Annotated in this window: 26 protein-coding genes and 1 pseudogene; 13 read left to right on the top strand and 14 right to left on the bottom strand. The window is 69.7% G+C overall.

The window, feature by feature from the left end:
• Nucleotides 1-175: 175 nt before the first annotated feature.
• From R6U01_RS14775 to R6U01_RS14760, 4 genes and pseudogenes are all read left to right on the top strand, one after another.
• Entirely contained in the window at nucleotides 176-1,309 is a 1,134-nt protein-coding gene (locus R6U01_RS14775) for an ATP-binding cassette domain-containing protein (protein ID WP_410287208.1), read from the top strand.
• Complete coding sequence (locus tag R6U01_RS14770; RefSeq protein WP_410287207.1) at nucleotides 1,306-2,061, top strand: ABC transporter permease; 756 nt, start codon at nucleotides 1,306-1,308, stop codon at nucleotides 2,059-2,061. Before R6U01_RS14775 ends, R6U01_RS14770 begins: the two co-directional genes overlap by 4 nt.
• A gap of 90 nt (nucleotides 2,062-2,151) precedes the next feature.
• Nucleotides 2,152-2,292 (top strand): annotated as a pseudogene (locus tag R6U01_RS14765) (zinc ribbon domain-containing protein); the annotation flags it as partial.
• Between the two features lie 143 nt (nucleotides 2,293-2,435).
• Nucleotides 2,436-3,224: a creatininase family protein gene (locus R6U01_RS14760; protein WP_410287206.1), complete on the top strand. Its 789-nt coding sequence runs from the start codon at nucleotides 2,436-2,438 to the stop codon at nucleotides 3,222-3,224.
• Nucleotides 3,225-3,284: 60 nt separating this feature from the next.
• Here the strand turns inward: R6U01_RS14760 and R6U01_RS14755 are convergent, their stop codons facing one another.
• The 3 genes from R6U01_RS14755 to R6U01_RS14745 all read right to left on the bottom strand — a co-directional run bounded on the left by R6U01_RS14755 (nucleotide 3,285) and on the right by R6U01_RS14745 (nucleotide 4,854).
• On the bottom strand, nucleotides 3,285-3,740 hold the full coding sequence (locus R6U01_RS14755) for a pyridoxamine 5'-phosphate oxidase family protein (protein WP_410287205.1): 456 nt from the start codon (nucleotides 3,738-3,740) through the stop codon (nucleotides 3,285-3,287).
• A 227-nt stretch (nucleotides 3,741-3,967) separates the two neighbouring features.
• Nucleotides 3,968-4,123: a hypothetical protein gene (locus tag R6U01_RS14750; RefSeq protein ID WP_410287204.1), complete on the bottom strand. Its 156-nt coding sequence runs from the start codon at nucleotides 4,121-4,123 to the stop codon at nucleotides 3,968-3,970.
• A gap of 95 nt (nucleotides 4,124-4,218) precedes the next feature.
• Entirely contained in the window at nucleotides 4,219-4,854 is a 636-nt protein-coding gene (locus tag R6U01_RS14745; protein WP_410287203.1) for a helix-turn-helix domain-containing protein, read from the bottom strand.
• Between the two features lie 202 nt (nucleotides 4,855-5,056).
• Here R6U01_RS14745 and R6U01_RS14740 point away from each other — a divergent pair, with 202 nt between their 5' ends.
• The 4 genes from R6U01_RS14740 (at nucleotide 5,057) to R6U01_RS14725 (ending at nucleotide 10,085) form a co-directional block, all read left to right on the top strand.
• Complete coding sequence (locus R6U01_RS14740) at nucleotides 5,057-5,446, top strand: helix-turn-helix domain-containing protein (RefSeq protein ID WP_410287202.1); 390 nt, start codon at nucleotides 5,057-5,059, stop codon at nucleotides 5,444-5,446.
• A 240-nt stretch (nucleotides 5,447-5,686) separates the two neighbouring features.
• Nucleotides 5,687-7,801, top strand: a complete 2,115-nt coding sequence (locus R6U01_RS14735) for an acetate--CoA ligase family protein (protein ID WP_410287201.1) — start codon at nucleotides 5,687-5,689, stop codon at nucleotides 7,799-7,801.
• The gene (locus R6U01_RS14730; protein ID WP_410287200.1) at nucleotides 7,798-8,859 is read left to right on the top strand and encodes a phosphotransacetylase family protein; all 1,062 of its coding nucleotides are present in this window, start codon (nucleotides 7,798-7,800) and stop codon (nucleotides 8,857-8,859) included. The genes R6U01_RS14735 and R6U01_RS14730 overlap by 4 nt, the downstream gene beginning before the upstream one ends.
• 197 nt (nucleotides 8,860-9,056) lie before the next feature.
• Nucleotides 9,057-10,085 carry a hypothetical protein gene (locus R6U01_RS14725; protein ID WP_410287199.1) on the top strand — a complete coding sequence of 343 codons (1,029 nt, stop codon included), beginning with the start codon at nucleotides 9,057-9,059 and terminating at the stop codon, nucleotides 10,083-10,085.
• A 31-nt stretch (nucleotides 10,086-10,116) separates the two neighbouring features.
• Here R6U01_RS14725 and R6U01_RS14720 read toward each other — a convergent pair whose 3' ends face one another.
• Nucleotides 10,117-11,244 (bottom strand): DUF373 family protein, encoded by a 1,128-nt coding sequence (locus R6U01_RS14720; RefSeq protein ID WP_410287198.1) that lies wholly within the window; start codon nucleotides 11,242-11,244, stop codon nucleotides 10,117-10,119.
• Between the two features lie 122 nt (nucleotides 11,245-11,366).
• On the bottom strand, nucleotides 11,367-12,086 hold the full coding sequence (locus R6U01_RS14715) for a DUF6517 family protein (protein ID WP_410287197.1): 720 nt from the start codon (nucleotides 12,084-12,086) through the stop codon (nucleotides 11,367-11,369).
• A gap of 176 nt (nucleotides 12,087-12,262) precedes the next feature.
• On the opposite strand from R6U01_RS14715, the gene R6U01_RS14710 reads away from it, so the two are divergent.
• Together R6U01_RS14710 and R6U01_RS14705 are read left to right on the top strand one after the other, a co-directional pair.
• Nucleotides 12,263-13,261: a radical SAM protein gene (locus tag R6U01_RS14710; protein ID WP_410287196.1), complete on the top strand. Its 999-nt coding sequence runs from the start codon at nucleotides 12,263-12,265 to the stop codon at nucleotides 13,259-13,261.
• 106 nt (nucleotides 13,262-13,367) lie between these two features.
• Entirely contained in the window at nucleotides 13,368-13,664 is a 297-nt protein-coding gene (locus R6U01_RS14705; RefSeq protein ID WP_410287195.1) for a hypothetical protein, read from the top strand.
• Between the two features lie 51 nt (nucleotides 13,665-13,715).
• Here R6U01_RS14705 and R6U01_RS14700 read toward each other — a convergent pair whose 3' ends face one another.
• From R6U01_RS14700 to R6U01_RS14680, 5 genes are all read right to left on the bottom strand, one after another.
• A complete protein-coding gene (locus R6U01_RS14700) occupies nucleotides 13,716-13,967 on the bottom strand; it encodes a preprotein translocase subunit TatA (RefSeq protein WP_410287194.1) in 252 nt (83 codons plus the stop codon).
• A gap of 72 nt (nucleotides 13,968-14,039) precedes the next feature.
• Nucleotides 14,040-15,374: a hypothetical protein gene (locus R6U01_RS14695; protein WP_410287193.1), complete on the bottom strand. Its 1,335-nt coding sequence runs from the start codon at nucleotides 15,372-15,374 to the stop codon at nucleotides 14,040-14,042.
• Between the two features lie 75 nt (nucleotides 15,375-15,449).
• A complete protein-coding gene (locus R6U01_RS14690) occupies nucleotides 15,450-16,376 on the bottom strand; it encodes a hypothetical protein (RefSeq protein ID WP_410287192.1) in 927 nt (308 codons plus the stop codon).
• Between the two features lie 56 nt (nucleotides 16,377-16,432).
• Nucleotides 16,433-17,425 carry a transcription initiation factor IIB gene (locus R6U01_RS14685; RefSeq protein ID WP_410287191.1) on the bottom strand — a complete coding sequence of 331 codons (993 nt, stop codon included), beginning with the start codon at nucleotides 17,423-17,425 and terminating at the stop codon, nucleotides 16,433-16,435.
• A gap of 92 nt (nucleotides 17,426-17,517) precedes the next feature.
• On the bottom strand, nucleotides 17,518-17,970 hold the full coding sequence (locus R6U01_RS14680) for a macro domain-containing protein (protein WP_410287190.1): 453 nt from the start codon (nucleotides 17,968-17,970) through the stop codon (nucleotides 17,518-17,520).
• A 207-nt stretch (nucleotides 17,971-18,177) separates the two neighbouring features.
• Here R6U01_RS14680 and rnhA point away from each other — a divergent pair, with 207 nt between their 5' ends.
• Both rnhA and R6U01_RS14670 read left to right on the top strand, forming a co-directional pair.
• Complete coding sequence (gene rnhA / locus R6U01_RS14675; RefSeq protein ID WP_410287189.1) at nucleotides 18,178-18,774, top strand: ribonuclease HI; 597 nt, start codon at nucleotides 18,178-18,180, stop codon at nucleotides 18,772-18,774.
• The gene (locus R6U01_RS14670; protein ID WP_410287188.1) at nucleotides 18,761-19,438 is read left to right on the top strand and encodes a hypothetical protein; all 678 of its coding nucleotides are present in this window, start codon (nucleotides 18,761-18,763) and stop codon (nucleotides 19,436-19,438) included. The genes rnhA and R6U01_RS14670 overlap by 14 nt, the downstream gene beginning before the upstream one ends.
• 146 nt (nucleotides 19,439-19,584) lie before the next feature.
• On the opposite strand, the gene R6U01_RS14665 is transcribed toward R6U01_RS14670, so the two are convergent.
• A complete protein-coding gene (locus tag R6U01_RS14665) occupies nucleotides 19,585-19,944 on the bottom strand; it encodes a PadR family transcriptional regulator (RefSeq protein WP_410287187.1) in 360 nt (119 codons plus the stop codon).
• 367 nt (nucleotides 19,945-20,311) lie between these two features.
• On the opposite strand from R6U01_RS14665, the gene R6U01_RS14660 reads away from it, so the two are divergent.
• On the top strand, nucleotides 20,312-20,848 hold the full coding sequence (locus tag R6U01_RS14660) for an inorganic diphosphatase (protein ID WP_410287186.1): 537 nt from the start codon (nucleotides 20,312-20,314) through the stop codon (nucleotides 20,846-20,848).
• A 214-nt stretch (nucleotides 20,849-21,062) separates the two neighbouring features.
• On the opposite strand, the gene R6U01_RS14655 is transcribed toward R6U01_RS14660, so the two are convergent.
• The 3 genes from R6U01_RS14655 to R6U01_RS14645 form a co-directional block, all read right to left on the bottom strand.
• Nucleotides 21,063-21,860, bottom strand: coding sequence for a helix-turn-helix transcriptional regulator (locus tag R6U01_RS14655; protein ID WP_410287185.1), 798 nt, complete (start codon nucleotides 21,858-21,860; stop codon nucleotides 21,063-21,065).
• 44 nt (nucleotides 21,861-21,904) lie between these two features.
• Nucleotides 21,905-22,153, bottom strand: a complete 249-nt coding sequence (locus R6U01_RS14650) for a hypothetical protein (RefSeq protein ID WP_410287184.1) — start codon at nucleotides 22,151-22,153, stop codon at nucleotides 21,905-21,907.
• A 72-nt stretch (nucleotides 22,154-22,225) separates the two neighbouring features.
• Nucleotides 22,226-23,572, bottom strand: coding sequence for an MFS transporter (locus R6U01_RS14645; protein WP_410287183.1), 1,347 nt, complete (start codon nucleotides 23,570-23,572; stop codon nucleotides 22,226-22,228).
• Between the last annotated feature and the right edge of the window lie 185 nt (nucleotides 23,573-23,757).

Here is a 23,757-nt window from a genome sequence, read left to right as displayed (position 1 = left end):
CTGGGTTGGCGTCGCGTCGCTTAGGCGTAACGGACCGGCTCGGCTCCGGCCGTCGGCCCTTCACGAATCGCGACCCGGGCGCCACGAGGAACCCTCGACCCGGGCGCCACGAGGACCCCTCGACCCGGCCGCCGCGAAGAGCAACCCTTACGCGCGCGGCCGACCGAACGATCCCATGAACGAGACAGCGGCCGCGTCGGCGTCCGCGGTCGACGCCGCCGCCCGCGACCCGGCGCTCGTCGGCCAGGGGGTCCGGCGGTCGTACGGCGACGTCGTCGCGCTCGACGGGGTCGACCTCCGCGTCGAGGCCGGCGAGGTGTTCGGGCTCATCGGCCCCAACGGTGCCGGGAAGACCACGCTCGTCCGCGCGCTGACGGGGACGACCGACGCCGAGGGCGACCTACGCGTGTTCGGCGTTCCGCCCCGCGAGGTCGACCCGCAGCGCGTGGGCCTCCTCCCCCAGTCGTTCGACCCGCCCGAGCGGCTCACCGCGCGGGAGCTGGTCGCGTATTACGGCGGCCTCTACGACGCGGCCCGCGACGTCGAGTCGGTCCTCCGCGACGTGGGGATGGCCGACGACGCGGACGCGTGGTACGAGACGCTCTCGGGCGGCCAGAAGCGCCGGACCTGCGTCGCGACCGCCATCGTCAACGACCCCGACCTCCTCTTCCTCGACGAGCCGACGACGGGGATCGACCCGGCCGGCCGGCGGTCGATCCACCGCCTGGTCGAACGGCTCGCCGACGGCGGCACGACCGTCTTCCTCACGAGCCACGCGATGGACGAGGTCGAGCGGCTCGCCGACCGCGTCGCGCTCCTCCGGGACGGCTCCGTCGTCGCCGTCGGCCCGCCCGGCGAGCTGATCGCCGAACACGGCGGCGCGCCCCGGCTGGACGTGACCCTCGACGGACCCGCGGACGACGCCGTTGTCGAGGCGATCGCGAAGAGCCTCGCGAGCGGTGTCGACGTCGAGTCGACCCGCGACGGGCTGCGGATCCGCGGCGTTCGGCCCGAAGGGATCGGCGACGCGGTCGACGCCCTCGACGCGGCCGGGGTCGCCTTCGAGTCGCTCGCGTGGACCGAGCCGTCGCTGGAGGACGTGTACCTGCGGCTCACCGGGGAGGAGTACTCGCCGCGCGAGAGCGCGGCCCGGACGGCGCGCGGCGCCGAAGGCGAGCGCGGATCCGCGGCGGCGGACGGGGGCGACGAACCGACACCGGAGGAGGGCGACGAATCGACGGCGGACGGGAGCGACGAATCGACACCGGAGGAGGGCGACGAATCGACACCGGAGGAGGGCGATCGATGACCCGGGTCGGCCGGATCCGCACCGAAGCGACCGCGGCCGCCCGGTCGTTCCTCCGCCGTCGGACGGCGGTGTTCTTCACGTTCTTCTTCCCCGTGATCCTCGTGATGATCTTCGGCGCCCTGGTCCGCACGCAGCCGACCGGTGGGGGCCTGTTCGCGGAGCCGGCGGGGTACTACATCCCCGGCTACCTCGCGGTGGTCGTCCTTTTCACCCCCCTCTCGCGGGTCGGCTCCGAGATCGCTCGGCACCGCGACGGCGGCCGGTTCGAGAAGCTGGCGACGACGCCGCTCTCGCGGGCGGAGTGGCTCCTCGCGCACACCCTGGTCAACGTCGCGATCATCGGCGCGGCGAGCCTCCTGATCGTCGGACTCGTGCTGGCGGTGACCGACGCCGAGCCGGTCGTCTCGCCGGCGCTCGCCGTCCTGCCCGTCTTCGTCGCCGTCGGCGTCGCGCTGTTCTGCGGGCTCGGGGCGGTGCTCGGCGCGCTCACGGACTCGCAGGACGGCGTGATCGCCGCGAGCAACACCGTCGCGCTCCCCCTGCTGTTCCTCTCGGAGACGTTCGTGTCGCCCGACCTGTTGCCGGCGTGGTTCCGCCCCGCCGTCGCCGCGTCGCCGCTGACGTACTTCGCGCGGGGGACGCGGGCGGTCGTCCACGACCCCGGCCCCTGGGTCGGCGACCTGGCCGTCCTCTCGGTCCTCGCCGCCGCGTTCCTCGCGGCCGGCGCGTACGCGGTTCCGCGGACGGACTGAGGCGAGAGGGTGTCGTTCGAGGGCGGCACCGCGGAAGCCGGTCATTTATATCGCCCGGTACCGTCTCGAAGAGACGAGAGAAGTCCAGTGTTGACGACGGTACAATTCACCTGTTCGGCCTGCGCGCAGACCATCGAGGTCAACGAGGAGATGCGGGAGACGATCCTCGAGACGGGCTGTCCGGTCTGTACGACCGACGCCGCCGAGAACGACTTTTCCGACGCCGCCGAGGACGATGTTTCCGACGCCGCCGAGAACGACGTTTCCGACGCCGCCGAGAGCGATCGGTCGAACGATCCCGACGACGGATAGCGTCGGGGGAACCGTCGCCGCGCGGCCGGGTCCGTCTTGTCCGGCCGCGCGGAACCCACGGCATGGCGAATTCCGCTGCCCCCGAGACGAACCGCGTCGCCGAACTGTCGTGGCGCGAGGTCGAGTCGGCGCTCGAAGCGACGCGAACTCTCCTCGTTCCGGTCGGCAGCACCGAACAGCACGGCCACCACCTCCCGCTCGGCGTCGACGCGCTCATGCCGGAGGCGATCGGCGAGCGCGTCGCCGATCGCGTGCCGGCGCTGCTCGCCCCGCCGGTCTGGTACGGCGTCAGTCCGCACCACACGTTCAAGCCGGGGACGTTCACGGTCTCGACGGAGACGTTCCAGCGCTACGTCTTCGACGTCTGCGACTCCGCGAGCGAGTGGGGGATCGAGAACGTCCTCCTGTTGAACGGCCACTACCTCGCACAGGACCCGGAACTGGAGGTCGTCGTCCGACGGCTCCGCACCGAGAGCGACGTCGAGGCGTTCCACGTCCCCCTTGTCGACCTCTTCGCCGACGTGGCCGAGGAGATCCGGACCGGAGCCGTCTCGTTTCACGCCTCGGAGTTCGAGACGAGCATCATGCTGGCGCTGTTCCCCGAGCTCGTCGACATGGCGGCCGCGACGGCGGTCGACCCGCCCGCGGAGTCGCTGCCCCTGACCGACTACGACGCGCTCGGCGAGAATCGAGTCGGGTGGGCGCTCACCGCCGACGACATGGCAGAGATCACCGACGCCGGGAACATCGGCGACCCGACGGTGGCGACCGCCGAAAAGGGCGAGGCGCTCGTCGAAGCGGCGGTCTCCGACGTCGCGGAACTGGTCGCGGCGCTGGAGGAGACGGAGTGAGACTCGGCCCTGACGGCCGGGGTAGCTGCGAGGCCGAAGCGTCGGCCGACGGCCGACCGACTACTCGTCGTCGCGGTCGACGACGATCGTCCGCCCGGTGAGTCGGTCGGGAACGAACCGGTAGAGGTCGATGTCGAGGTCGGACTTCCCGTCCGCCCAGACCTCGAAGAGGGGGCGGCGGGTCTCCCCGTACTGCGCGATCGTCTCGGGCGTGAGTTCCTCGAGGTCGACTCGGCGGAGCGTTCCGACGCCGACGACGCTGCCGTACGTGTCACCGTCCTCCTCGTACACCACGACCCGCGCTCGCGGCTTCGAAGCGAGGAACTCGCGCTTCTCGCTGTCGGGGGTCGACACCAGTCGGAGGAAGGCGTCGCGGGATTCCTCGTCGAATCCGTAGGAGATCGGTATCGCGTACGGCTCCTCGTCGCGTGCGAGCGAGAGCACGCCGGTCTCGTGCCCTGAGAGGAACGCGTCGATCTCCGCGTCGGTCATCTCGACCTCGCTGTTCGTCGCCATACGCAACGAGTTGGCGTACGCCCGGATAAAGGACACGAGACAGACCGGGCGGCGGAGGCGATTCGGAGGTGGACGGGGACGACGGGGAGGCGGGCGGAGGCGACGGGGAGGCGAACGACCGGTGAGAGACCTGCGTTGGCGGAGAGACCTGCGTGGAGACTGATGTGCTGTGGACGACCGCGAGACGGCGCGGACAGCCGCGAGACGGCGCGGAGGAACGGGAGCCGCTACGCGGTCTGCGGGTCCGCGATGTCGCTCTCGCTGATGGGCTCCCCGCAGACGACACAGCCCACGTCGAGCAGCGTCGCCCGCATGGCGTCGTCCACCTCGATCGACCGACGACACTCCGGGCAGACGAACGTGTGAGTCCCTGGGCTCGTCATGGATACGAGTACGACGCAGACACTCATGAAGGATGGTTCGGATTCCTGAAGCTTCGGAATCCGGCCGAGGACGGCAGTCGGACGCACACGCCCGCTCAGTCCAGCAGCGACGAGAGCAGCTTCCGCTGGGCGGCCGCGATGTGCTCGCTGAACGTCGACCGGTCGATCCCGAGCGACTCGGCGACCTCGCCCGCGTTGGCCCCTTTCGGGTGGTCGAAGTAGCCCGCGTCGTACGCGGCCGTGAGCACCTCCCGCTGACGCTCCGTGAGGTCGCTCCGGTCGACGGTGACCAGATCCGACTCATCGGGTATCGACGACGACTGCAGGAGCCGCAACACCTCCATGTCCGGCGACGACTCCTGAAACCCGTCGAGCACCGACCGGAGCGTCGGGAGGTCGGTCGCGTGGAACGTCACGAGGAGCCGCCCGTCGCGGATCGTCAGATCGGTGGCCGGGAGTCCGTGGCGGTCGAGCACCGCGAACGGCGAGTCCTCCGCGTGCACCGCCTCGAACCGGTACGCCGTCTTGGGGCCGTAATCGAAGACGATGTCGACCTCGTCGGGGACCGCGAGGTCGGTGTCGGCGATGAACTCGAAGACCGCGCACCCCGCCTCCCCGTTCGGCGTGCTGCGCGTGACGCTGTAGATCGGCGTCGACCCGTCGACGACCCCCTCGAACGGCGACGACGCTGCCGCCGGGAGCGATACCTCCGCCCTGATGCCGGATCCCATCTGCATCCGTCCCTATCCGCCCCCGGGGAAAACGTTGACGCCGCGAGGGTACAAGCGAGCGCGACGCGCGACGACGAGCGACGACCGGAGACCGCGGTGGGCCCGTACGCGGGACGGACGGAACCGGTTTCGTCGATTGCTTATAAAACACCCCACATATACAGGGCCGGTGTTCGGGTGAACAGCGCCGTTACCTACATCCATGAAGCGACAGGCCTCGTACGCGACCGGACCGACGACGGCGACCGAGGGGGACGAGACGCTCGACGCGACCTTCGACGTCCTCGCGGATCCCGACTGTCGAGCGATCCTCAGCGCCGCCGACACGCCGATGACGACGAGCGAGCTGGCCGACGCGTGCGACATCGCGCTCTCGACCGCCTACCGGAAGGTCGAGCGGCTGAGCGAGACGCCGCTTCTGATAGAGGGCGTCCGCTTCGACCCCGAGGGGGACCACGCCGCCGAGTACACCCGCGGCGCCACCGACGCGGCGATCGAACTCGGGGAGAACGGCGTCACGCTGACCGTCGAGGACTCGGCGGCGGACCCGATCGCCCCGGTCGCGGAGACCACCGGCGTCTCGGCCGACTGATTCGCCCCGCGACTTCTCTCGTGAGAACCGGGCGGCGATGAGACGGACGGGTCGAGCCGGGGACGGAGCAGAGCGGCGATCGAACGACCGATTGCAGCGCCAGCATTCCGGACCGAGCGCGGTGTCAGATTGCCATTAGGTAAACGAGCGCGCATCGATCCGATCGGTTGTTCATTAATATTCAGGGTATGAGAACGCTCCCGTCGATCTTAAACCGCCGGTACGTATACGTACGTACTGATGGGTACGCTCAACGAGCTGTTCGACCCGGATCGGGTCGCCGTCGTCGGCGCGACCGCTCGCGAGGGGGCCGTCGGTCGCGCGGTCACGTCGAATCTGCTCGACGACTTCGACGGCGACACCGTTCCCGTCAACCCGAACTACGACGAGGTGCTCGGGACGCCGTGCGTCGACGAGGTGGCCGACGCCGACGCCGACGTCGCCGTGATCGTCGTGCCGCCCTCGATCGTCCTGGACGCGATCGAGGCGTGCGGCGCGGCGGGCGTCCGGAACGTCGTCGTGATCACCGCCGGGTTCGGCGAGACGGGAGAGGACGGGGCCGCGAGGGAGCGACGCCTCGCGGAGATAGCCGACGAGTACGAACTCAACCTCGTCGGCCCAAACAGCCTGGGGATCATGTCGACGCCCTCGGGGATGAACGCGACGTTCGGCCCGGAGAACGCGCTCCCCGGAGGGCTCTCGTTCATGAGCCAGTCGGGCGCGTTCGTCACCGCGGTCCTCGACTGGGCCAACGACAACGGCATCGGCTTCAAAGACGTCGTCTCGCTCGGGAACAAGGCCGTCCTCGACGAGACCGACTTCGTCGGTCACTGGGGCGACGACGAGGAGACCGACGTGATCATCGGCTACCTGGAGGGGATCGAGGACGGGCGCGCGTTCATCGAGACAGCCCGCGAGACGACTCAGGACACCCCGATCGTCGCCGTGAAGTCGGGCCGGACGAGCGCCGGCGCGCAGGCGGCGTCCTCCCACACCGGGACCCTCGCCGGCTCCGACAAGGCGTACGAGGCCGGCCTCGACCAGGCGGGCGTCATCCGCGCCGAGTCGGTCGACGAGCTGTTCGACTCCGCCGGTATCCTCGGGAGCCAACCGCTCCCCGACACCGACAGCGTCGCCATCGTCACCAACGCCGGCGGCCCCGGCGTGATGGCGACCGACGCGGTCGGCGACGCCGACCTCGACATGGCGTCGTTCACCGCGGAGACGACCGACGCGCTCGATGAGTCGATGCCCGACGAGGCGAACATCCACAACCCGGTCGACGTGATCGGCGACGCCGACGTGGAGCGGTTCCGCGAGGCGCTGGAGATCACCGCCGCGGACGACAACGTCGGGGCCGCCCTCGTGCTGGCCGCGCCGACGGCGACGATAGACTTCGCGGACCTCGCCGACGCCATCGAGGCGGTCAGCGAGGAGATGGACGCGCCCGTCGCTGCCTGTCTGATGGGCGGCGACCGGACCCGCGAGCCGAAACAGCAGCTCCAGGCGAAGGGCATCCCCTGTTACTTCGACCCCGCCCGCGGGATCGAGAGTCTCGCGACGCTCGCGCGGTACCGCGACATCAGGGAGCGCGAGTACGCCGATCCGATGTCGTTCGACGTCGACCGCGAGCGCGCCCGCGAGATCCTCGGCACGGTGCGCGAGCGCGACGACAACCGTCTCGGAGTCGAGGCGATGGAGCTCCTCGACGCGTACGGGATACCGACGCCGGCCGGCGAGATCGTCGACACGCCCGAGCGCGCCGCCGAGGTCGCCGCCGACATCGACGGCGACGTCGTAATGAAGATCGTCTCGCCCGATATCCTCCACAAGTCCGACATCGGCGGCGTCGCCGTCGGCGTCGCGGACGAGGACGTGGCGGACACCTACGAGGACCTGATCACGCGGGCCCGCAACTATCAGCCGGACGCGACCCTGCTCGGCGTGCAGGTGCAGGAGATGGTCGACTTGGACGACGGCGTCGAGACCATCGTCGGCATGAACCGCGACCCGCAGTTCGGCCCGCTGCTGATGTTCGGACTCGGCGGCATCTTCGTGGAAGTGATGGAAGACACCACGTTCCGCGTGGCGCCCGTCTCGGAGCCGGAGGCCCGCGAGATGACCGAGGAGATCCAGTCGGCGCCGCTGCTGCGCGGCGCCCGAGGTCGCGATCCCGTCGACGTCGACGCCGTCGTCGAGACGATCGGCCGGCTCTCGCAGCTGGTCACCGACTTCCCGGCCGTCCTCGAACTCGACATCAACCCGCTCGTCGCACTGCCCGACGACGACGGCGGCACGAACGCCGCCGCCGTCGACGTGAGACTTACGGTCGACCCGGAGAAACTCGACTCATGACAGACACAGCCACGACACTCGTCACCGCGACCGGAGAAGGCGCCGGAAAGACAGCGATCACCGTCGCGCTCGCGCGGCTCGCCGCCGACCGCGACCGCAGCGTCGGCTACATGAAGCCGAAGGGGACGCGCCTGCAGTCGAACGTCGGCAAGACGCTCGACCAGGACCCCATGCTCGCCCGCGAGGTGCTCGGCCTCGATTCCGAGATGCACCAGATGGAGCCCGTCGTCTACTCGCCGACGTTCGTCGAGGGCGCGATCCGCGGCACCGAGGACCCGGACGCCCTCCGGGAGCGGGTCCGCGAGGAGTACGAGGAGCTCGCGGCCGACCGCGACCACATGTTCGTCGAGGGCGGCGGCGACTGGACCACCGGTGGGGTCGTCGACCTGACCGACGTCGACGTGGCCGAGCTGCTCGACGCGCGGGTGGTGCTCGTGTCGGGGTACGGCTCGCCGAACGACCTCGACGACGTGCTCGCCGCCGCCGACGCCTTCGGCGACCGGCTCGCCGGCGTCGTGTTCAACAAGGTCTCCGACGACGCGTTCGACTCGCTCGACCAGGACGGGATCCCGTTCCTCGAGTCGAAGGGGATCACGGTCTTCGGCGCCATCCCCCACGAGAAGGAGCTCGCGGGCGTCACCGTCGGCGAGCTCGCCGACGAGCTCGGCGCGGAACTGCTCACCGACGCCCCGACGGACGGCTTCGTCGAGCGCTTCCTCGTGGGCGCGATGGGCGGCGACGAGGCGCTGCGGTACTTCCGGCGCGCCCGCGACGCCGCCGTCATCACCGGCGGCGACCGCGCGGACGTCCAGACGGCGGCGCTCGACGCCTCCGGCGTCGCGTGTCTCGTCCTGACGGGGGGCCACCGCCCCTCCGGTGCGGTACTCGGGAAGGCGGCCGACGCGGGCAAGCCCGTCCTCGCGCTCAACACCGACACCGTCACGGCGATCGACCGGGCCGAGGGGATCGTCCGCAGCGGGCGGACCCGGGACGCGCGCACGGTCGACCGGATGGCGGAGCTGCTCGACGCGCACGTCGACGTCGACGCGCTGGTCTGAGCCGGACGTTCCGTCGGCGTCGTTCGCCTCATTCGCGTCGTTCGCCTCATTCGCGTCGTTCGCCTCATTCCCGTCGTTCGCGTCGTTCGCGTCGTTCGCGTCGTTCCCGTCGCCGACGTCGACTCGCCTCCGTCACGTCCCCCGCCGCGGGCGAACGTCTGACATACTGTTTTCAGGGAGGACGACGTAGGCCGCGTATGACCAGTCTCTCGGAGGCGTACGGCGGGCGGGGGCGCTCCGAGGTCGACCCGCGTCGGCTGTACCTCGGCGTGGGTGCATTCGTCGCCGGGACGCTGCTGCTCGTCGCCGGGATCCTCGTCGCCGCGGAGGTCGTCCTCCCGAGCGGCTACACCTCCGGCGCGGCGCGGCGGCTCGGCGGTATCCTCGGCGGCGTCGGCGTCCCGCTGCTGTTGCTCGGCGTGATGACCGTCCTCCCGGCGGACCGCAACACGCGCGCCGCCGCGGTCGTCGGGGCCGGCGTGATGTGTCTCGGCGTCGCGCTGTTCGCGTACGCGTACCCCTACCACTGGGTCGGCGGGCCGCGCCCGGACCTCACGGACCTCACGCTGCCGACCGCGGGGCTGTACTTCGTCGGCGCCGCGACGACGATGTGGAGCGTCTTCGTCGGCGTCGCCAACTTCAAGACGCGAAACGACCCCGGCGGCACCGTCACGATGGAGGTGACCCACAAGGGCGAGACGAAGATCATCGAGGTCGGCCGCGACCAGGTCAACGGGATGGGCGGGGTCGGCCTCCTCGGTGGCACTCCGGACGGTGAGGTGGAGACGCAGACGAACCGACCGGAGAGCGCCGGCCGGCGAGACGCCGCGACGGGAAGCGGTTCTCCGTCCACCGGGGGATCCCAGGGTAACGCGGGGAGTACAGCCGGGATGCACTCGTCCGGGGCCGCCTCCGGCGGGCGCGCGGGCGGCTCCGCCGGCGTGAGCGACGGCGGCGAGACGGACACCGACATTCGATCGCCACTCGACGACGCGGGGCCGACGGGCGGGCCGTCCGGGCCGGGGGCGACGTCGCGGGACCGGTCCGGCGTCGACGCCTCCCCCGGCGGGACCGCCGCAGCGCGCGACGGCCCCGGCGACACCTACTGCGGGAACTGCGCCCACTTCGACTACGCCCGGACCGACCAGGGGATGCAGCCGTACTGCGGCCACCACGACGAGCTGATGGACGATATGGACGCCTGCGAGGAGTGGACGCCGCGGTAGCCCTTCTGAACGCTTTTTTTCTCCGGGCCTCCTACCCGCTCTTCCGCTCGCCGACGCTCGTCGCCGAGGGCAACTGCGACTCCGCGACGGCGAACGCGAGCGTGCTCAACACCGCCGTGAGCGTCCCGGCGGCGAGCGCCATCGCCAGGTCCGAGAGTCCGAGCGACGTGACGCCCTGCGCTTCCGGCAGAAAGAACCCGGAAACGGCGTACAGCACGACCGCGATGGAAAGCACGTAAAAGGGGGCGTTGAGGTACCGCCACCGGAACCGACCGCCGAGGTACTCGTCGGTGATCTGTCCGAGGCTCGAAGTGACGCCGGCGACCGCGAGCCACTGGACGAACCCGTGGACGAACGCGGCGAGCGTCACGCCGGCGGTGATCTCGCCGCCTCGGACCGCGCTGACGGTCTCGACCGTCTCCATTCCCTGGACGCCACCGACGACGATCAGCGCGAGCGCGACGACGTAGGTGACGAGGGTGACCCGCCCCGTGTAGAGGACGTTCCGCACCGTCGAGGCCGCCCCGTCGACGGTCTCCTCCAAGCCGAGCCCGCGGAACAGCGAGTAGAGGCCGACGAGCCCGGAGAGGATCCCGAGGACCGCCGCGCCGGCGACGTCGAAGAGGCTCGCGACGACGACCAGCGGGTAGATGAGGAGGAGGACGCCGAGGGGAACGAGGATCGTGCCGCGGGTCTCGGGGTCCGCCAGCACCTGCTTGATCGTGTAGTAGAGCGACTCGAGGTCCTGCGCCTGTCGGACGACGACGCGGCGCATCCCGTCGATCGGCATCCGCGAGCGGATGACGGGGAGCACCGACTCGTCCTGTGCCCCGTCGGTGATCACCACGGCGGACACCTCTTCCCCCGTCGACAGCTCGGCGAGGACGCGGTCGACCTCCTGTCCCACCGCGCGGTTCGCCTTCACGTCGGAGCCGTCGACGCCGGTGACGGCGGCGACCTCGACCGTCTCGCCGTCGGCCGCCAGCTCGTCGTGGACGTTCACGCCCTGGAAGAGGACGTTCACGTCCGAGTCCTCCGGGTCGGCCGTCGCGAGCGCGACGGCGGCCTCCGTGACGGCGTCGGCGCCGATCACCGGGGTTGGGATCCCGGTCTTGCGGCCGAGGTCGTCGTCGAGGTCGACGCAGAGGACCAACAGCATTACGCGACGCTAGGCGAGGGCCCGGCATATGTTTTCGGCTCGGTGCGGCGCCGCGCGCACGGCTCCTCTTTTCAGTCGCGTCCCCCGGTGGCGCTCCGATCGCGTCCGCCCGACCCGGCCCCTCAGTCGTCGTCCGACGCCGGCTCGTGTTCAATCCCGTTCAACATCCGGCGGACGTTCTCGCCGTCGCCGAACGACGCCGGGTACGCCGCCAGCGGGACGACGTAGTCGCCGCCGGCCTCGACCGCCTCGGCGACGTGGAACTCGAGTTCGACGCTGACGCCGGTCCCCGCGATCTCCCCCTCGCCCGAGTACACCACGACCGACGCGTCGGTGCCGAGCACGTCGGTCGTGTACTCGGAGCCGCGTTCGAGGCTCCTGACCCCCTCGTAGCGGTCCACGATCAGCCGTGCGCGCTCCTCGTCGTCGAGGTCGCCGACGGGGTTGAACGCCTGCCCGAGCACCTCGATGCGCGGGGTCGCCAGCACGGCGAACACCGCGGCCTGATACCGCTCGCCGAAGAGCTCGACCGCCTTGTCGTACTCCGCGACCCGGCTCGTCACCCGCACTTCGCGGGTCGATCCGGCCACGTCGACCTCGCGAGTCTGCGTGTTCTCGGTGACCTCGTTGAGCTCGTAGCCGCTCTCGTCGAGCGTCGCGTCCGCGACGGTCGCGGTGCCGGCGGTGAACTCGGCCGGGTCGCCGGTCGCGACGTCGAGCGCGGTGCAGCCGGCGAGGCCGGCGAGGCCGACGGCGGCGCCGGCGGCGAGCGCGCGACGACGGGTGACTGCGTCTGTGTCGGCGGACTCGGCCGAGTCGTCTGCGGTCGGCGATCCTGTCATGGTCCCCGCTCAGATCCCCGCTGGTACATATCTTGTGTTCGGAGGTCCGGGAGCGAGAACGCCGTGAGCGCTCGCGATGTCGCGCCTGGACCGACCGCGAGGCCCGCGTGATAACGCCTCTCCCGGCAACGCGGAGTTCGCACGCTTTTTCACGCTGTGGCCGGTAGTGAGGGTAGATGATCTCCAAGGGCTGTGAACAGTGCGCCAAGGGCGGAAAGATGGTGCTGTTCGTCTACGGGTACTGCGACCAGCGGGACTGTTTCTACTGCCCCCTCGGAGAGAACCGGAAGAACGTCACCGACGTGTACGCCAACGAGCGGAAAGTCGAGTCCGACGAGGACGTGATCGCGGAGGCCAAGCGCATGAGCGCGCTCGGCACCTCGATCACCGGCGGCGAGCCGCAGGAGGCGATGGCGAAGACGACGCGCTACCTCGAGCTGCTGAAAGACGAGTTCGGCGAGGACCACCACACCCACCTGTACACGGGTATCACCGGCGGTCGCGAGAACATGCGCCGGCTCTCGGAGGCGGGCCTCGACGAGATCCGCTTCCACCCGCCCGTGGAGCTGTGGGGCGACATGCACGGGACCGAATGGGAGGAGATACTGTACATCGCCCGCGAGGAGGGGCTCACGCCTGCCTTCGAGATCCCCGGTATCCGCGCGGAGCCGGAGTTCCTGGAGTTCTTAGACGAGGGCGCCGCGGAGTTCTGCAACATCAACGAGTTCGAGATGTCCGACGGCAACTACCGCCGGATGCAGGAGGAGGGCTTCGAACTGCAGGAGGGCCACATGTCCGCCGTCGAGGGGTCGAAGGACGACGCGCTCGTCTCCGAGATGGCGAGCCACGAGAAGGTGTACTTCTGTACGTCCGTGTTCAAAGACGCGGCCCAACACCGGAACCGACTGAAGCGCATGGCGAAGAACATCCGCCGCGAGTTCGACGAGGTGACCGACGACGGCACCCTGGTCTACGGGAAGGCGTTCGCCGAGCCCGAGCGCTTCGAGGCGCTCGGCGTCCCCGAGGAGTTCTACACCGTCAAGTCGAAGCACGTCGAGGTCGCGTGGTGGCTCTTAGAGGAGATGGTCGAGGACGGCGACCTCGACCGCGGCGAGATCGTCGAACAGTACCCGACCGCCGACGGCACCGTCGTCGAGCGGACCCCGGTCGCCTGAGCGGTCTCTCCGCCCGTCGGCGTCCCGGTTGCGCCGGACCGACCGCGACGTTCGTGCGACGAGTTCACATACCACACTTATGAGGGATCGGTGCGTATCCTCGCACATGGCCTCCGAAGAACCCGTATTCGCCGACGTGAGCATCGGACAACCGGTGTACGACGAGGACGGCGACCAGATCGGGACGGTCCGGGGCGTCGACGACGACGGCTTCTACGTCTCGTCGCCGTCTGGATCGGAACCGCTCACCCTCACCGACGCGCGCGACGTGTTCGGCACCGCCTACGTGATGTGGCGGTGCTGGGAATGCGGCGAGATGGGTGAGATCGGGAAGGAGCTTCCGGCGAACTGCCCGAACTGCGACGCGCCGCGCGAGGAGCTGTACTACTGGGCGGAGGACTGATAGGGAGCTTCACCCGCGGGAGCGGGCGGCCCAGGCGAACGGTGTGGATATTTATAAGCGAACGTCGTCGTCGCGTTCGTCCGAGTCGTCGTCGACTCGCTCGCGCAGCCGTTCGACCTCCGCCTCTAGCTCCGCGATGCGGTCGGCGTCAACCTCCTCGTCGTCGGAGCGCAGCTTGAGGAGCAGCACCGCTCCGACGATGACGACGAGGGGAACGCCGAAGAGGAGCACGAGGATCACCAGGATGATCAGGAGCTCCGAAAGGGCGGGGACGCCGCCGAAGGCGGGGACCGTGGGTACCATGCGCTCACCCACTCGGCGACGCGACTAAAGCGATCGGGGGCGGGAGCGGCGAGGCTCGCCGCCACCGCGCGTTCACCCGGCGTCGACGAAGTCGCCGAGGTTCGCCTGCAGCCCGGCCGCCATCGTCGACTTTCGCCGGAGGCGGCCGAGCGACACCGGGAGGTGGTCCGCGACGCCGCGGACCGCCTCGCCGAACGTCTCCGCCGTCCCGCGCTCTCCCTCGAAGGCGTTCCGGACGGCCTCGCGCACCTGCCAGACGCCGACGGGACCCCAGTAGTCGTCGGAGACGTGGCGGAGGACGAGCGCCTTCGCCTGCCGCCCGCGGTCGTCGAGGTGTTCGAGGACGCCCAGCCGGGCCGCGTAGTAGGCGCCGGCCGTCTCCTCGACGTAGCCGGTCCGGCCCTCGCGCCCCTCGCTGGCGGCCGCGAGGTAGACGCCCGCCTCGGGGTCGGGGTTCCAGATCGAGCCGGGCGATTTCATCTCGACGAGCTCGTACTCCCACCGCCCCGGGACCAGCACCACCCAGAACGCGTTGCCGAGGTACTCGTTGCGGTGGACCTCGATCCGGTCGACCGTCGGGTTCCCGCGGATCGAGCCCCGGAGGAACTGCCCGACCGTGTCGTCCACCGCCGTGATCGACCAGCGCGTCGGGACGAGCCGTCGGTTCTCTCCCCGCCCCAGCGCGCCCGCCGAGAGGATCGTGTTGATCTCGTAGACGTCGAACCCGCGGCGGTAGAGGTACGTCATCGCCCCCTCGGCGCGCCAGTCGTCGTCCTCGAGGGTCTTCTGCACCGGCCGCGGGACGTGCGGGTTCTCGCCGAGTTCGGCGGTGCGGGCGGCCGCGCGCGGGCCGGTCGGCGTCTTGATGTCCTGCGTCCCGACGTCGAAATCGAGGTCCGGCCGCCCGTCGAGCCCGATCTCCACGTCGACCGGGCGGTCGGCGATCGCGACCTCGCGCTGCACGCCGAGCCAGCCGTCCCACGCGTCGTGGACGCTGGCGGCGTTTCCGCCGACTCCGGCGGAACCGCCCCCGACCGCGTCGGCGCTCGCGCCGGCTTCCCTGACGTCGACCCCGCGTGCCGAGTTGAGCAGGCTCGTCCGTCGGTCGAACACGTCAGAGATGGAGACGCCCTCGTCGTACCACGCCGCGGAGGTCTCGAACGCCGCAGCGCGCTCCTCGCGGCCGACCGGCGAGAGCAGCCCGGTCGAGACGCTCGGGTAGTTCGAGCGGCCGACGAAGATGGACGGGGAGACGCTCCCGACCACGGCGTCGTCGGAGACGTGCTCGTCGAAGCGCCGCTCGAAGGAGTCGAGGTGGTCGAGGATGCCGTAGTCCTTTTCGGCGGCGAGGCGCCGGCGCTCGGCGCGCTCGTTCGCCTCGAACTCGATGAACTCGTCGAGCCGCATTCGTCGGCGATAGGGGCGAACCGGACTTGACGGTGTCGCCCCCGGCGTCACGTCGCTCCCGACGGCGCGGGAAACTCAGGTCGCGAGCGACGTGACGCCGGCCGGGAACGCGACCGCGACCGACCACTCGTCGCCCTCGCGGCGGATCAGCGGCGACGACGCTTCGGACTCGACCCCGTCGCCGTCGACGCGCATCGTCCCCCCGACGACGGTCCCGTCGACGACCGCCCACGAGACGACGAACGCGGGGTCGTCGGTCGGAACGGGCGCGGCGTCGAGGCCCTCGCCGTCGATCGGGCCGGAGAGGATCACCCCCGACGGGGCCGCCGGCCCCTGGCAGTTCGCGCCGGCGTAGATCCGCCCCTCGTGGACGAGGGACTCGCGGAAGTCGCTCGCCCAGACGTCGCGGGCGTCGGTGTCGAGCCGGTACCACAGGTCGCCGTCGTCGGTGCGGTAGAGGCCGCTTCCGGTGGCCGCGAGGACGGCGCCGTCCGGCAGCACGCGCAGGTCGCGGACGTCGTCGTGGACGCCGCGGCCGTACCGCCGCCAGAAGTCCCCGTCGAACGCGTAGACCCCGCCGGGTTCGATCCCCGCGAGGATCCCGTCGTCCGGGTGCATGGCGAGCGTCCTGACGCCGGGTGGCCCCTCCGACGCCCGGTCGCGCCACCGCTCCCCGTGCGGGTGCGCGGCGAGATCACCCACGGGGTCGAACTGCCAGTCGCCGGTCTCCGGGTCGGGGGTCGCCCGCAGCACCTCGACCGGCCGCGCGCCGACGACGACCGTCTCCGGACCGGCCAGGACGGAGACCGGGTCCTCGGGGACGCCGAGGCCGTCCCACCGGGTCCCGTCGGTCGAGCGGAGCAGGCCGTCGTCGGTCGCGGCGATCCGGGCGTCGCCGCTGCGGACGACCTCGCGAACCCGTCCGCACGCGGCGACCCGCACCGGGTCGTCGTCCGGATCGTCGAGCCGATACAACCCTCGATGCGTCCCGCAGACGAGCATGTGCGCGCTACGTGCGCGAACCGAAAAAACCCGTGCCGCCCGGTCTCCGACAGCGCCTAGCTGTGGATCCCCATCGCCTCGATCTGCTCTTGATACCGGTTGCGGATGGTGACCTCCGTCACCTGCGCGACGTCGGCGACCTCGCGCTGGGTCTTCTTCTCGTTGCAGAGCAGCGAGGCCGCGTAGATCGCGGCGGCGGCGTACCCGGTCGGGGACTTCCCGGAGAGTAACCCCTGCTCGGCGGTCGTCTCGATGATCTCGTTGGCCTTCGACTGGACCTCCTCGCTCAGTTCGAGCTCGGAGGAGAAGCGGGGCACGTACTTCTTCGGGTCGACCGGGCGCATCTCCAGGCCGAGCTCCTGGGAGACGTAGCGGTACGTCCGACCGATCTCCTTGCGGTCGACCCGGGAGACGTCGGAGATCTCCTCTAACGACCGGGGGATCCCCTCCTTGCGACAGGCGGCGTAGAGCGCGGCCGTGGAGACGCCCTCGATCGACCGGCCGCGGATGAGGTCCTCGTTCAACGCCCGTCGGTAGATGACGGAGGCGACCTCGCGCACGGACCGCGGGACGCCGAGCGCGCTGGCCATCCGGTCGATCTCCGAGAGCGCGAACTGGAGGTTGCGCTCGCCGGCGTCCTTCGTGCGGATCCGCTCTTGCCACTTCCGCAGTCGGTGCATCTGCGACCGTTTCTTCGAGGAGATGGAGCGCCCGTAGGCGTCCTTGTCCTTCCAGTCGATCGTCGTCGTCAGCCCCTTGTCGTGCATCGTCTTCGTCGTCGGGGCGCCGACGCGCGACTTCGACTGCCGCTCGGAGTGGTTGAACGCCCGCCACTCCGGGCCGGGATCGATCTGTTCCTCCTCGACGATGAGCCCGCTCTCCTCGTGTATCAGTTCCCCGTCCGCGGTCCGCGTGAGTTCCTCCGGTTCGAAGTCTCCGGGGTCCAATTCGTCGACCTCACCCCCCTCGGCGTCGGTTTCGGTCTCGTCGGCGTCCTCGTCCCGCACACGCTGCCGGTCGTGATCCCGTTGCCGGGTTGGCCGTGTCATCGCATTTATATACTATCCGAACGGATTGACTTAAAAGTTCGTGAAAAACCCGTCGTTGCGGCGGGACGGCGACCCTCGTCGCTCCCTCCGGTTCACGACCGGACCTCGTCTGCGACCGTCTCAAGCGTCCGATACGCCGGCTCGGAGTACGCGATCACGCGGACGTCCCGCAGGGCCTCCGGATCGTGGTCCCATACCGCCTCGCAGACGATACGAGCGCCCGTCTCGAGGGCGAAGTCGGCGGCGCCGGTCCCGAGGATCGGAATCACGAGGGACTCGCAGCCGAGTTCGTCGGCGCGCTCGAGCGACCGCCGCGTCGCCTCTCGGATGCTCTCGTCTGTCGCTCTCCCGTCGCCGTAGTGCGGCATCGCGGCCGCGTGGATCACGTGATCGGCGTCGAGGTCGTACGCGCCGGTGACGGCCACGCCCCCGAGGTCGACCGGTCCCTTCGAGACCGCCTCCTCGTTTATCGGCCCGTTCGCGCCGCGCCGGAGCGCGCCGGCGACGCCGCTGCCCATCCGGAGCGTGGTTCCGGCCGCGTTCACGAGCGCGTCCGCCGCCTGCTCGGCGATGTCGCCCCGAACGACGCTGAACTCCGTGCGCGTGCGTACGCCGCGGACTTCCGAAAAGGTCCCGGCGCGCTGCTCCCGGCGGTCCGGTGACGTTCTCCGGACCGTGAGTCGCGGCCGCCCGATACCGGGACCCCCGCCGGACGGACAGCCCTTTGTCCCGCGAGCGCGGAGCCACGTCGAATGCCGACGATCGACTGCGATCCGGCGACCGCGCGGGCCCGCTTGGAGGACGCCGGCGTCCCGATCGAACCGGGAAACACCGCCCACGAGCGGTGGCGCGCCGAGCGCGAGGGGGCCGTCGCCGTCGCGTACGACGACAAGGTGGTGATACAGGGGCGCGACCCGACCCGCCTCACGAACCTCGTCCGCGAGGGCGGCGGCCGCGCGCACGTGTACTTCGACGGCGCCTCCCGCGGGAACCCCGGCCCCGGCGCGGTCGGCTGGTGTCTCGTCACGTCCGACGGCGTCGTCGCGGAGGGCGGCGAGCGGATCGGGCGGGTCACCAACAACCAGGCCGAGTACGCCGCGCTGATCCGGGCGCTCGAGGCGGCCGACGAGTACGGTTTCGACGAGGTCGACGTCCGCGGCGACTCGGAGCTGATCGTCAAGCAGGTGCGCGGGGAGTGGAACGCCAACGACCCCGAACTGCGGGAAAAGCGCGTCCGGGTCCGAGAGCTGTTGGAGCGGTTCGACCGCTGGTCGATCGGCCACGTTCCGCGAGAGATAAACGCGCGCGCCGACGATCTAGCGAACGAGGCACTCGATGACGCGAACTAACGACGACCCTCCGGAGTGGGCGAAAGAACGGGCGCGGGAAGTGATGGCGGCCGAGGCCGAGAGCGACGCCGACGCCGACGAGGAGAGCGGCGCGGGCGACGACGACCGGGTCCCGGACGTGCCGGTCGAGGTCGTCGACGAGGCGGAGCGACTCACGCGGCTCGCCCGGCGGGCCGAGGACGACGCGGCCGCGGCGTTCTACCGCGAACGCCGCGACGAGCTCGTCTCGGATCACGACTACGTCCCGCGGCTCCGCGAAGACGACGACACCCTCGTGCTGTATCCCGACGAGTGGATGGCCGACGGCACCGTCCAGCTCGACCGGATCGAGACCACCGATCGGGCCGTCGAGGTGTCGCTGTCCGGGCCGGGCGACGCCGACCGCTACGAGGAGATCGCCGCGTACAACGAGGCGGTCGCCGACGCGGTCGCCGACGCGCACGCCGACGCGCACGCCGACACCGCCCGCACCTTCGCGGCGTTCATGAGCAACCACTACGTCCGCGCGGTCGACGACGCGACCCCCGAGGTGCGCGAGGAGTTCCGCGAGGAGTTCCTGCCGCGGAACGGCTGGCCGACCGACGAGCAGCTCGCCGTCGTCGAGGAGTCGCTGGCGGTGATCGAGGCGGTCGCCGCCGAGGTCGACGGACCCGAGCCGTCGTAGTCGTCGACTGTACCGAGGCGTGTAGCGCCGACAGTTACGCCCGCGTAGCCGACGCTCAGTGGGTCGAGGACGCGCGGTTTTCACCGCGCGCGTGTGCCAAAATTTGTCGGTCGCGTCTCGGTTCGTCTCGCGGTCGTCCTCGAGCGTTACTCGTCGAGGAGCGCGCGGATCTCGTCGGCGCGCGTCTCGTCGGTGACGAACCGGTCGAGGACCCACTCGAGCTGGCCCAGGACCGCGTCGTGGCCGGCCTCGGTCAGGTCGTACTGGTTGGTCCGCTTGTCGAGCTCGCTCTTCTCGACCAGCCCGTCCGCGACCAGATCGTCGAGGTTGGGGTAGAGCCGCCCGTGGTTGACCTCGGAGCCGTAGTACGATTCGAGCTCGCGCTTGATCGCGAGCCCGTACATCGGCTCCTCCGCGAGGATCGCGAGGATGTTCTGTTGGAACGCGGTCAATTCCGACGCCTGCCTCTGTGCCTCCGCATCAGTGACTGATTGTGCCTCTGACATACGTAACTGAAGGGATGCCGAACTTATAACCTTTCTCAAGGTTTCTCGGTGTTTAAATACCTCACCAGACCGAGATCGGCGAAAATGCCTTTATAATACGCCTGAAGATGCAACGCCGGTGATCGAGGCGCGTGCCACTATCCGAGTGATCGCCGACCGACACGCCAGATACGTGACGATTCGTCGGAAGAATCGAGGCGTTCGGGCGGAATCCGACATCCGATCAATCGGCGGATATCGCCGGAACTGGTCTGTTGCGGGGGGGCGAGGCGTCCGGTGGCAACGTCGTCTCACCGGGGCCGCTGACCGCCGGACGACGCGGAGAACCCGAAAGGACTTTGCTACCGTTGGACCGACTGTCGACCACATGGTGAACCTCTGGGAGGACCTCGAGACGGGTCCGGACGCGCCCGACGAAATCTACGCCGTCGTGGAGTGTCTCAAGGGAGAACGGAACAAGTACGAGTACGACAAGGACGTCCCCGGGGTCGTCCTCGACCGCGTGCTTCACTCGAACGTCCACTACCCGTACGACTACGGCTTCATCCCGCAGTCGTACTACGACGACGGCGACCCGTTCGACGTGATGGTGCTCGTGGAGGACCAGACGTTCCCCGGCTGTATCGTCGAGGCGCGCCCCGTCGCGCTCATGAAGATGGACGACGACGGCGAGCAGGACGACAAGGTGATCGCGGTGCCCACCGAGGACCCCCGCTTCGACCACATCGAGGACCTCGAGGACATCCCCCAGCAGATCCGCGACGAGATCGACGAGTTCTTTTCGACGTACAAGAACCTCGAGGTCGGCAAGGAGGTCGAGACCCTCGGCTGGGAGGACAAGGCGACCGCGAAAGAGGCGATCGAACACGCGCGGGACCTGTACGCGGACGAGTTCGGCGAATAACCCGGAGACATACGTCCCCGCGGACGGCATGCGTTATGCCCATGGGTAATTTTTAGTCGGTTCGTCGCCTACGCTTCGGTAGAGCCATGAGCGTACGCACCCCGCGCGTCGGCATCGACCATCTGACGGTCGTTCCCGCCAACTTCGACCCCGAACAGGGCGACGTCCAGCCCGACGATTCCGACGGCGGTCGCGAGGCGTAGCCGCCCCAGAGTCAGGCGTTCTCGACGACGGTCGACAGCCGCCGAGCGTCGTCGACGAACGACTCGAACCGGTCGTCCACCCACTCGGTCACCGTCGGATCCGTCGACTCCAGCACGCACCGGGGGTTGTTCTCTCGGTCGTACGCCACCACGCAGGCGACGTCGTCGTTCTCGAACAGCCCGTACTCGATCGACTCGGAAGAGACGTAGACGGTCGCGTCCTCGTCTTCGAGCGCCCGGTCGGTCGCCGGTTCGAAGTCGGCGACCGACTCCTCGAGTACGTCGCGGTCGATGACGAGTTCGACCTCCGAACCGGCGTCGAGCGCGGCCGCGGCCGCGCGGTTGAACGGCTGGACGACGACCGGCGAGACGGTACGGATCTCGGTTCCGTGCCCCTCACGGAGGAGCTCGGTGAGCCGGTCGACCACGGCGAGCGGGTTCCGGTCCGTCGCGACGGTCAGCTCTCCGGCGCCGATCGCCTCGGCGGGAAGCCCGGCGTTCACGCGCTCGAGCTCGGCGGCGAACCGACCGTAGCGGTCGGCGCGTTCCACCTCGTCGAGCAGCCGCTCGTACGCGTCGTGGACGCGTTTTCCCGTCGGCGTCACGTGGTAGGCGGCGTCCCGCTTGACGACCCAGTCGCGTTCGCGAAACCCCCCCAGTATCCGCTGGACCGTCGTCCGAGTCGCGTCGACCTCCTCTGTCAACCCTGTCGGACGGCGCGGCTCCTGCCGGAGCGTCCGGAAGACCGCGACCCGGACCGGTGACCCGGCGAGGTACTGTGCGCCGTCGTGTCCGTCGTCGGACAACATCGTACAGGCGGGGGTATGAGTACTGCACGGTTAATCGTACCGCGTCACGGCCGGTGTCGGAACGAGACGACCGTGCCGATGGTATCCTCTCCGTCGATCGTCTCCGTGCTCACGGTGACGCCGACGACCGCGTCCTCGCCGAGCGCCTCCTCGATCACCGCGCGGAGCGCGTCGGGGTCGGCGCCCTCCTGGAGCACCGGGACGCGGACCTGCCGTCGGTTGACCGCGACGTCGCCGAGGTCGTAGTCGGTGTGTTCGAACGCGTCCCGTATCGCGGCGGCGATGTCGGTCATGGAATCAATTCAGTCACGAGGTGTGAAAAAACGGCAGGCAGTCGCCCCGCTCGCGCTCGTGTCCGGCGGCGGTCACGCGTACGCCTCGTACTCCCTGCCGAACAGCGCGAAGTAGGCGACGCCGACGAGGCCGATCGCGCTCGCGAGTCCGAAGGCGACGACGGGGTCCCCGCCGACCGACACATCGGCTCGGGGCAGGGAGAACCCGCCGTAGATCAGCCCGCCGAGCGCCGCGCTCGGGATGACGACCGCGTTGCGGAGGAGGTAGTACGACCCCGAGATGCGGCCGCCGGTGTCGCGCTCGGCGGGACCGACGATCAGCGCCTTGTGGGCGGGGAGCCCGGCGAACCGGAGCCCCGAGAACGCGAACAGGGCGACAACGAGCGGCGCGGTCAGGGGCGTGTCCGCGGGAACGCTGATGAGGAGCACCGGGAAGACCGCGTACACGAGGAAGCCGAGCGCGACGACCGGCTTGAGTCCCACCCGCTCGGCCGCCCGCGCCGCGGGCGGCATGGAGACGAGCGCCACCAGCATCTCGACCGCCAGCAACACGCCGAAGAAGGCGGCCGGCGACAGCGAGAGGGGACCGACGTCGAGTCCGACCTCGAGGAACTGCGTGATCACGATGACGAAGAAGACGTACACCATGCCGTTCGCGAACCGCACGAGGGTGTCGGCGACGAGCAGCGGGCGGAGCTCCGGCGGGAGGCTCCGGAGGTCCGCGACCACCTCACTCAGGCCCTCGAACTCCTTGCCGAGGGTGTCCTCCTCCGCGTCGTAGAGGACGTGCTGGAGCGCGGTGGCGACGACGGCGAACAGCAGCGCCACCGCGAGCACGTACTGGAAGCTCACGGTGAAGTCGGCGGCGTACTGGATGATCCCCGCCGCGATCAGCGGCCCGATCAGGAACGCGGTCCGGCGGAACACCTCTGTGCTCGCGAACCCCCGCGCCAGCCGCTCCGGCGGCACGGCCTGCTTGACGATCGCGAACGTCGCGCCGAGGCCGAACGACTTCCACGCCTGCGCGAGGAAGAGCCCGACGAAGATCCAGATCCACGGCTCGAGGACGACGCCGCCCACCGTCAGCGTCCCGAGGGTCGGCGCGACGAGCCACACGGCGAACCCCAGGCTCGACAGCAGCCCGAACAGCGTGAGCGCGACCCGCGACCCGATCCGGTCCGAGAGCCGCCCGCCAGGGTACGGGTACACCGCGCCGATGACGTTGCCGACCGTCCCGAACAGCCCGATGACGAACGCGCTCGCCCCCAGCGCGGACATGTACTCCGGGACGTACCGGTTCGTCATCTGGAACCCGAGGCTGAACGCGAACATCGCGAGCGACAGCACGAGGACGTCCCGGCGCAGCGAGAAGAACTGTCGGAACGGATCGAGGATATCGACGTCGTCCGTCTTCCCCATACTCGTACCCGCGCCGAAACCATCTTTAATACATCGGTGCCCCGACCGATGGGACGAGAGAGCGTCCGACGGCCGGCCGTTTATTTATCAGATTTGAATATTCAAATATCCAAAAGTAGTTGCCGCACAACAATGTCTGATTTAATTACACACGATATCTTGTGTAATATGCACGAAAGTGTTGC

This window comes from Halorubrum sp. (assembly GCF_046498025.1).
Taxonomy (GTDB): domain Archaea; phylum Halobacteriota; class Halobacteria; order Halobacteriales; family Haloferacaceae; genus Halorubrum.
This window is presented reverse-complemented; position numbering and strand designations above follow the sequence as displayed.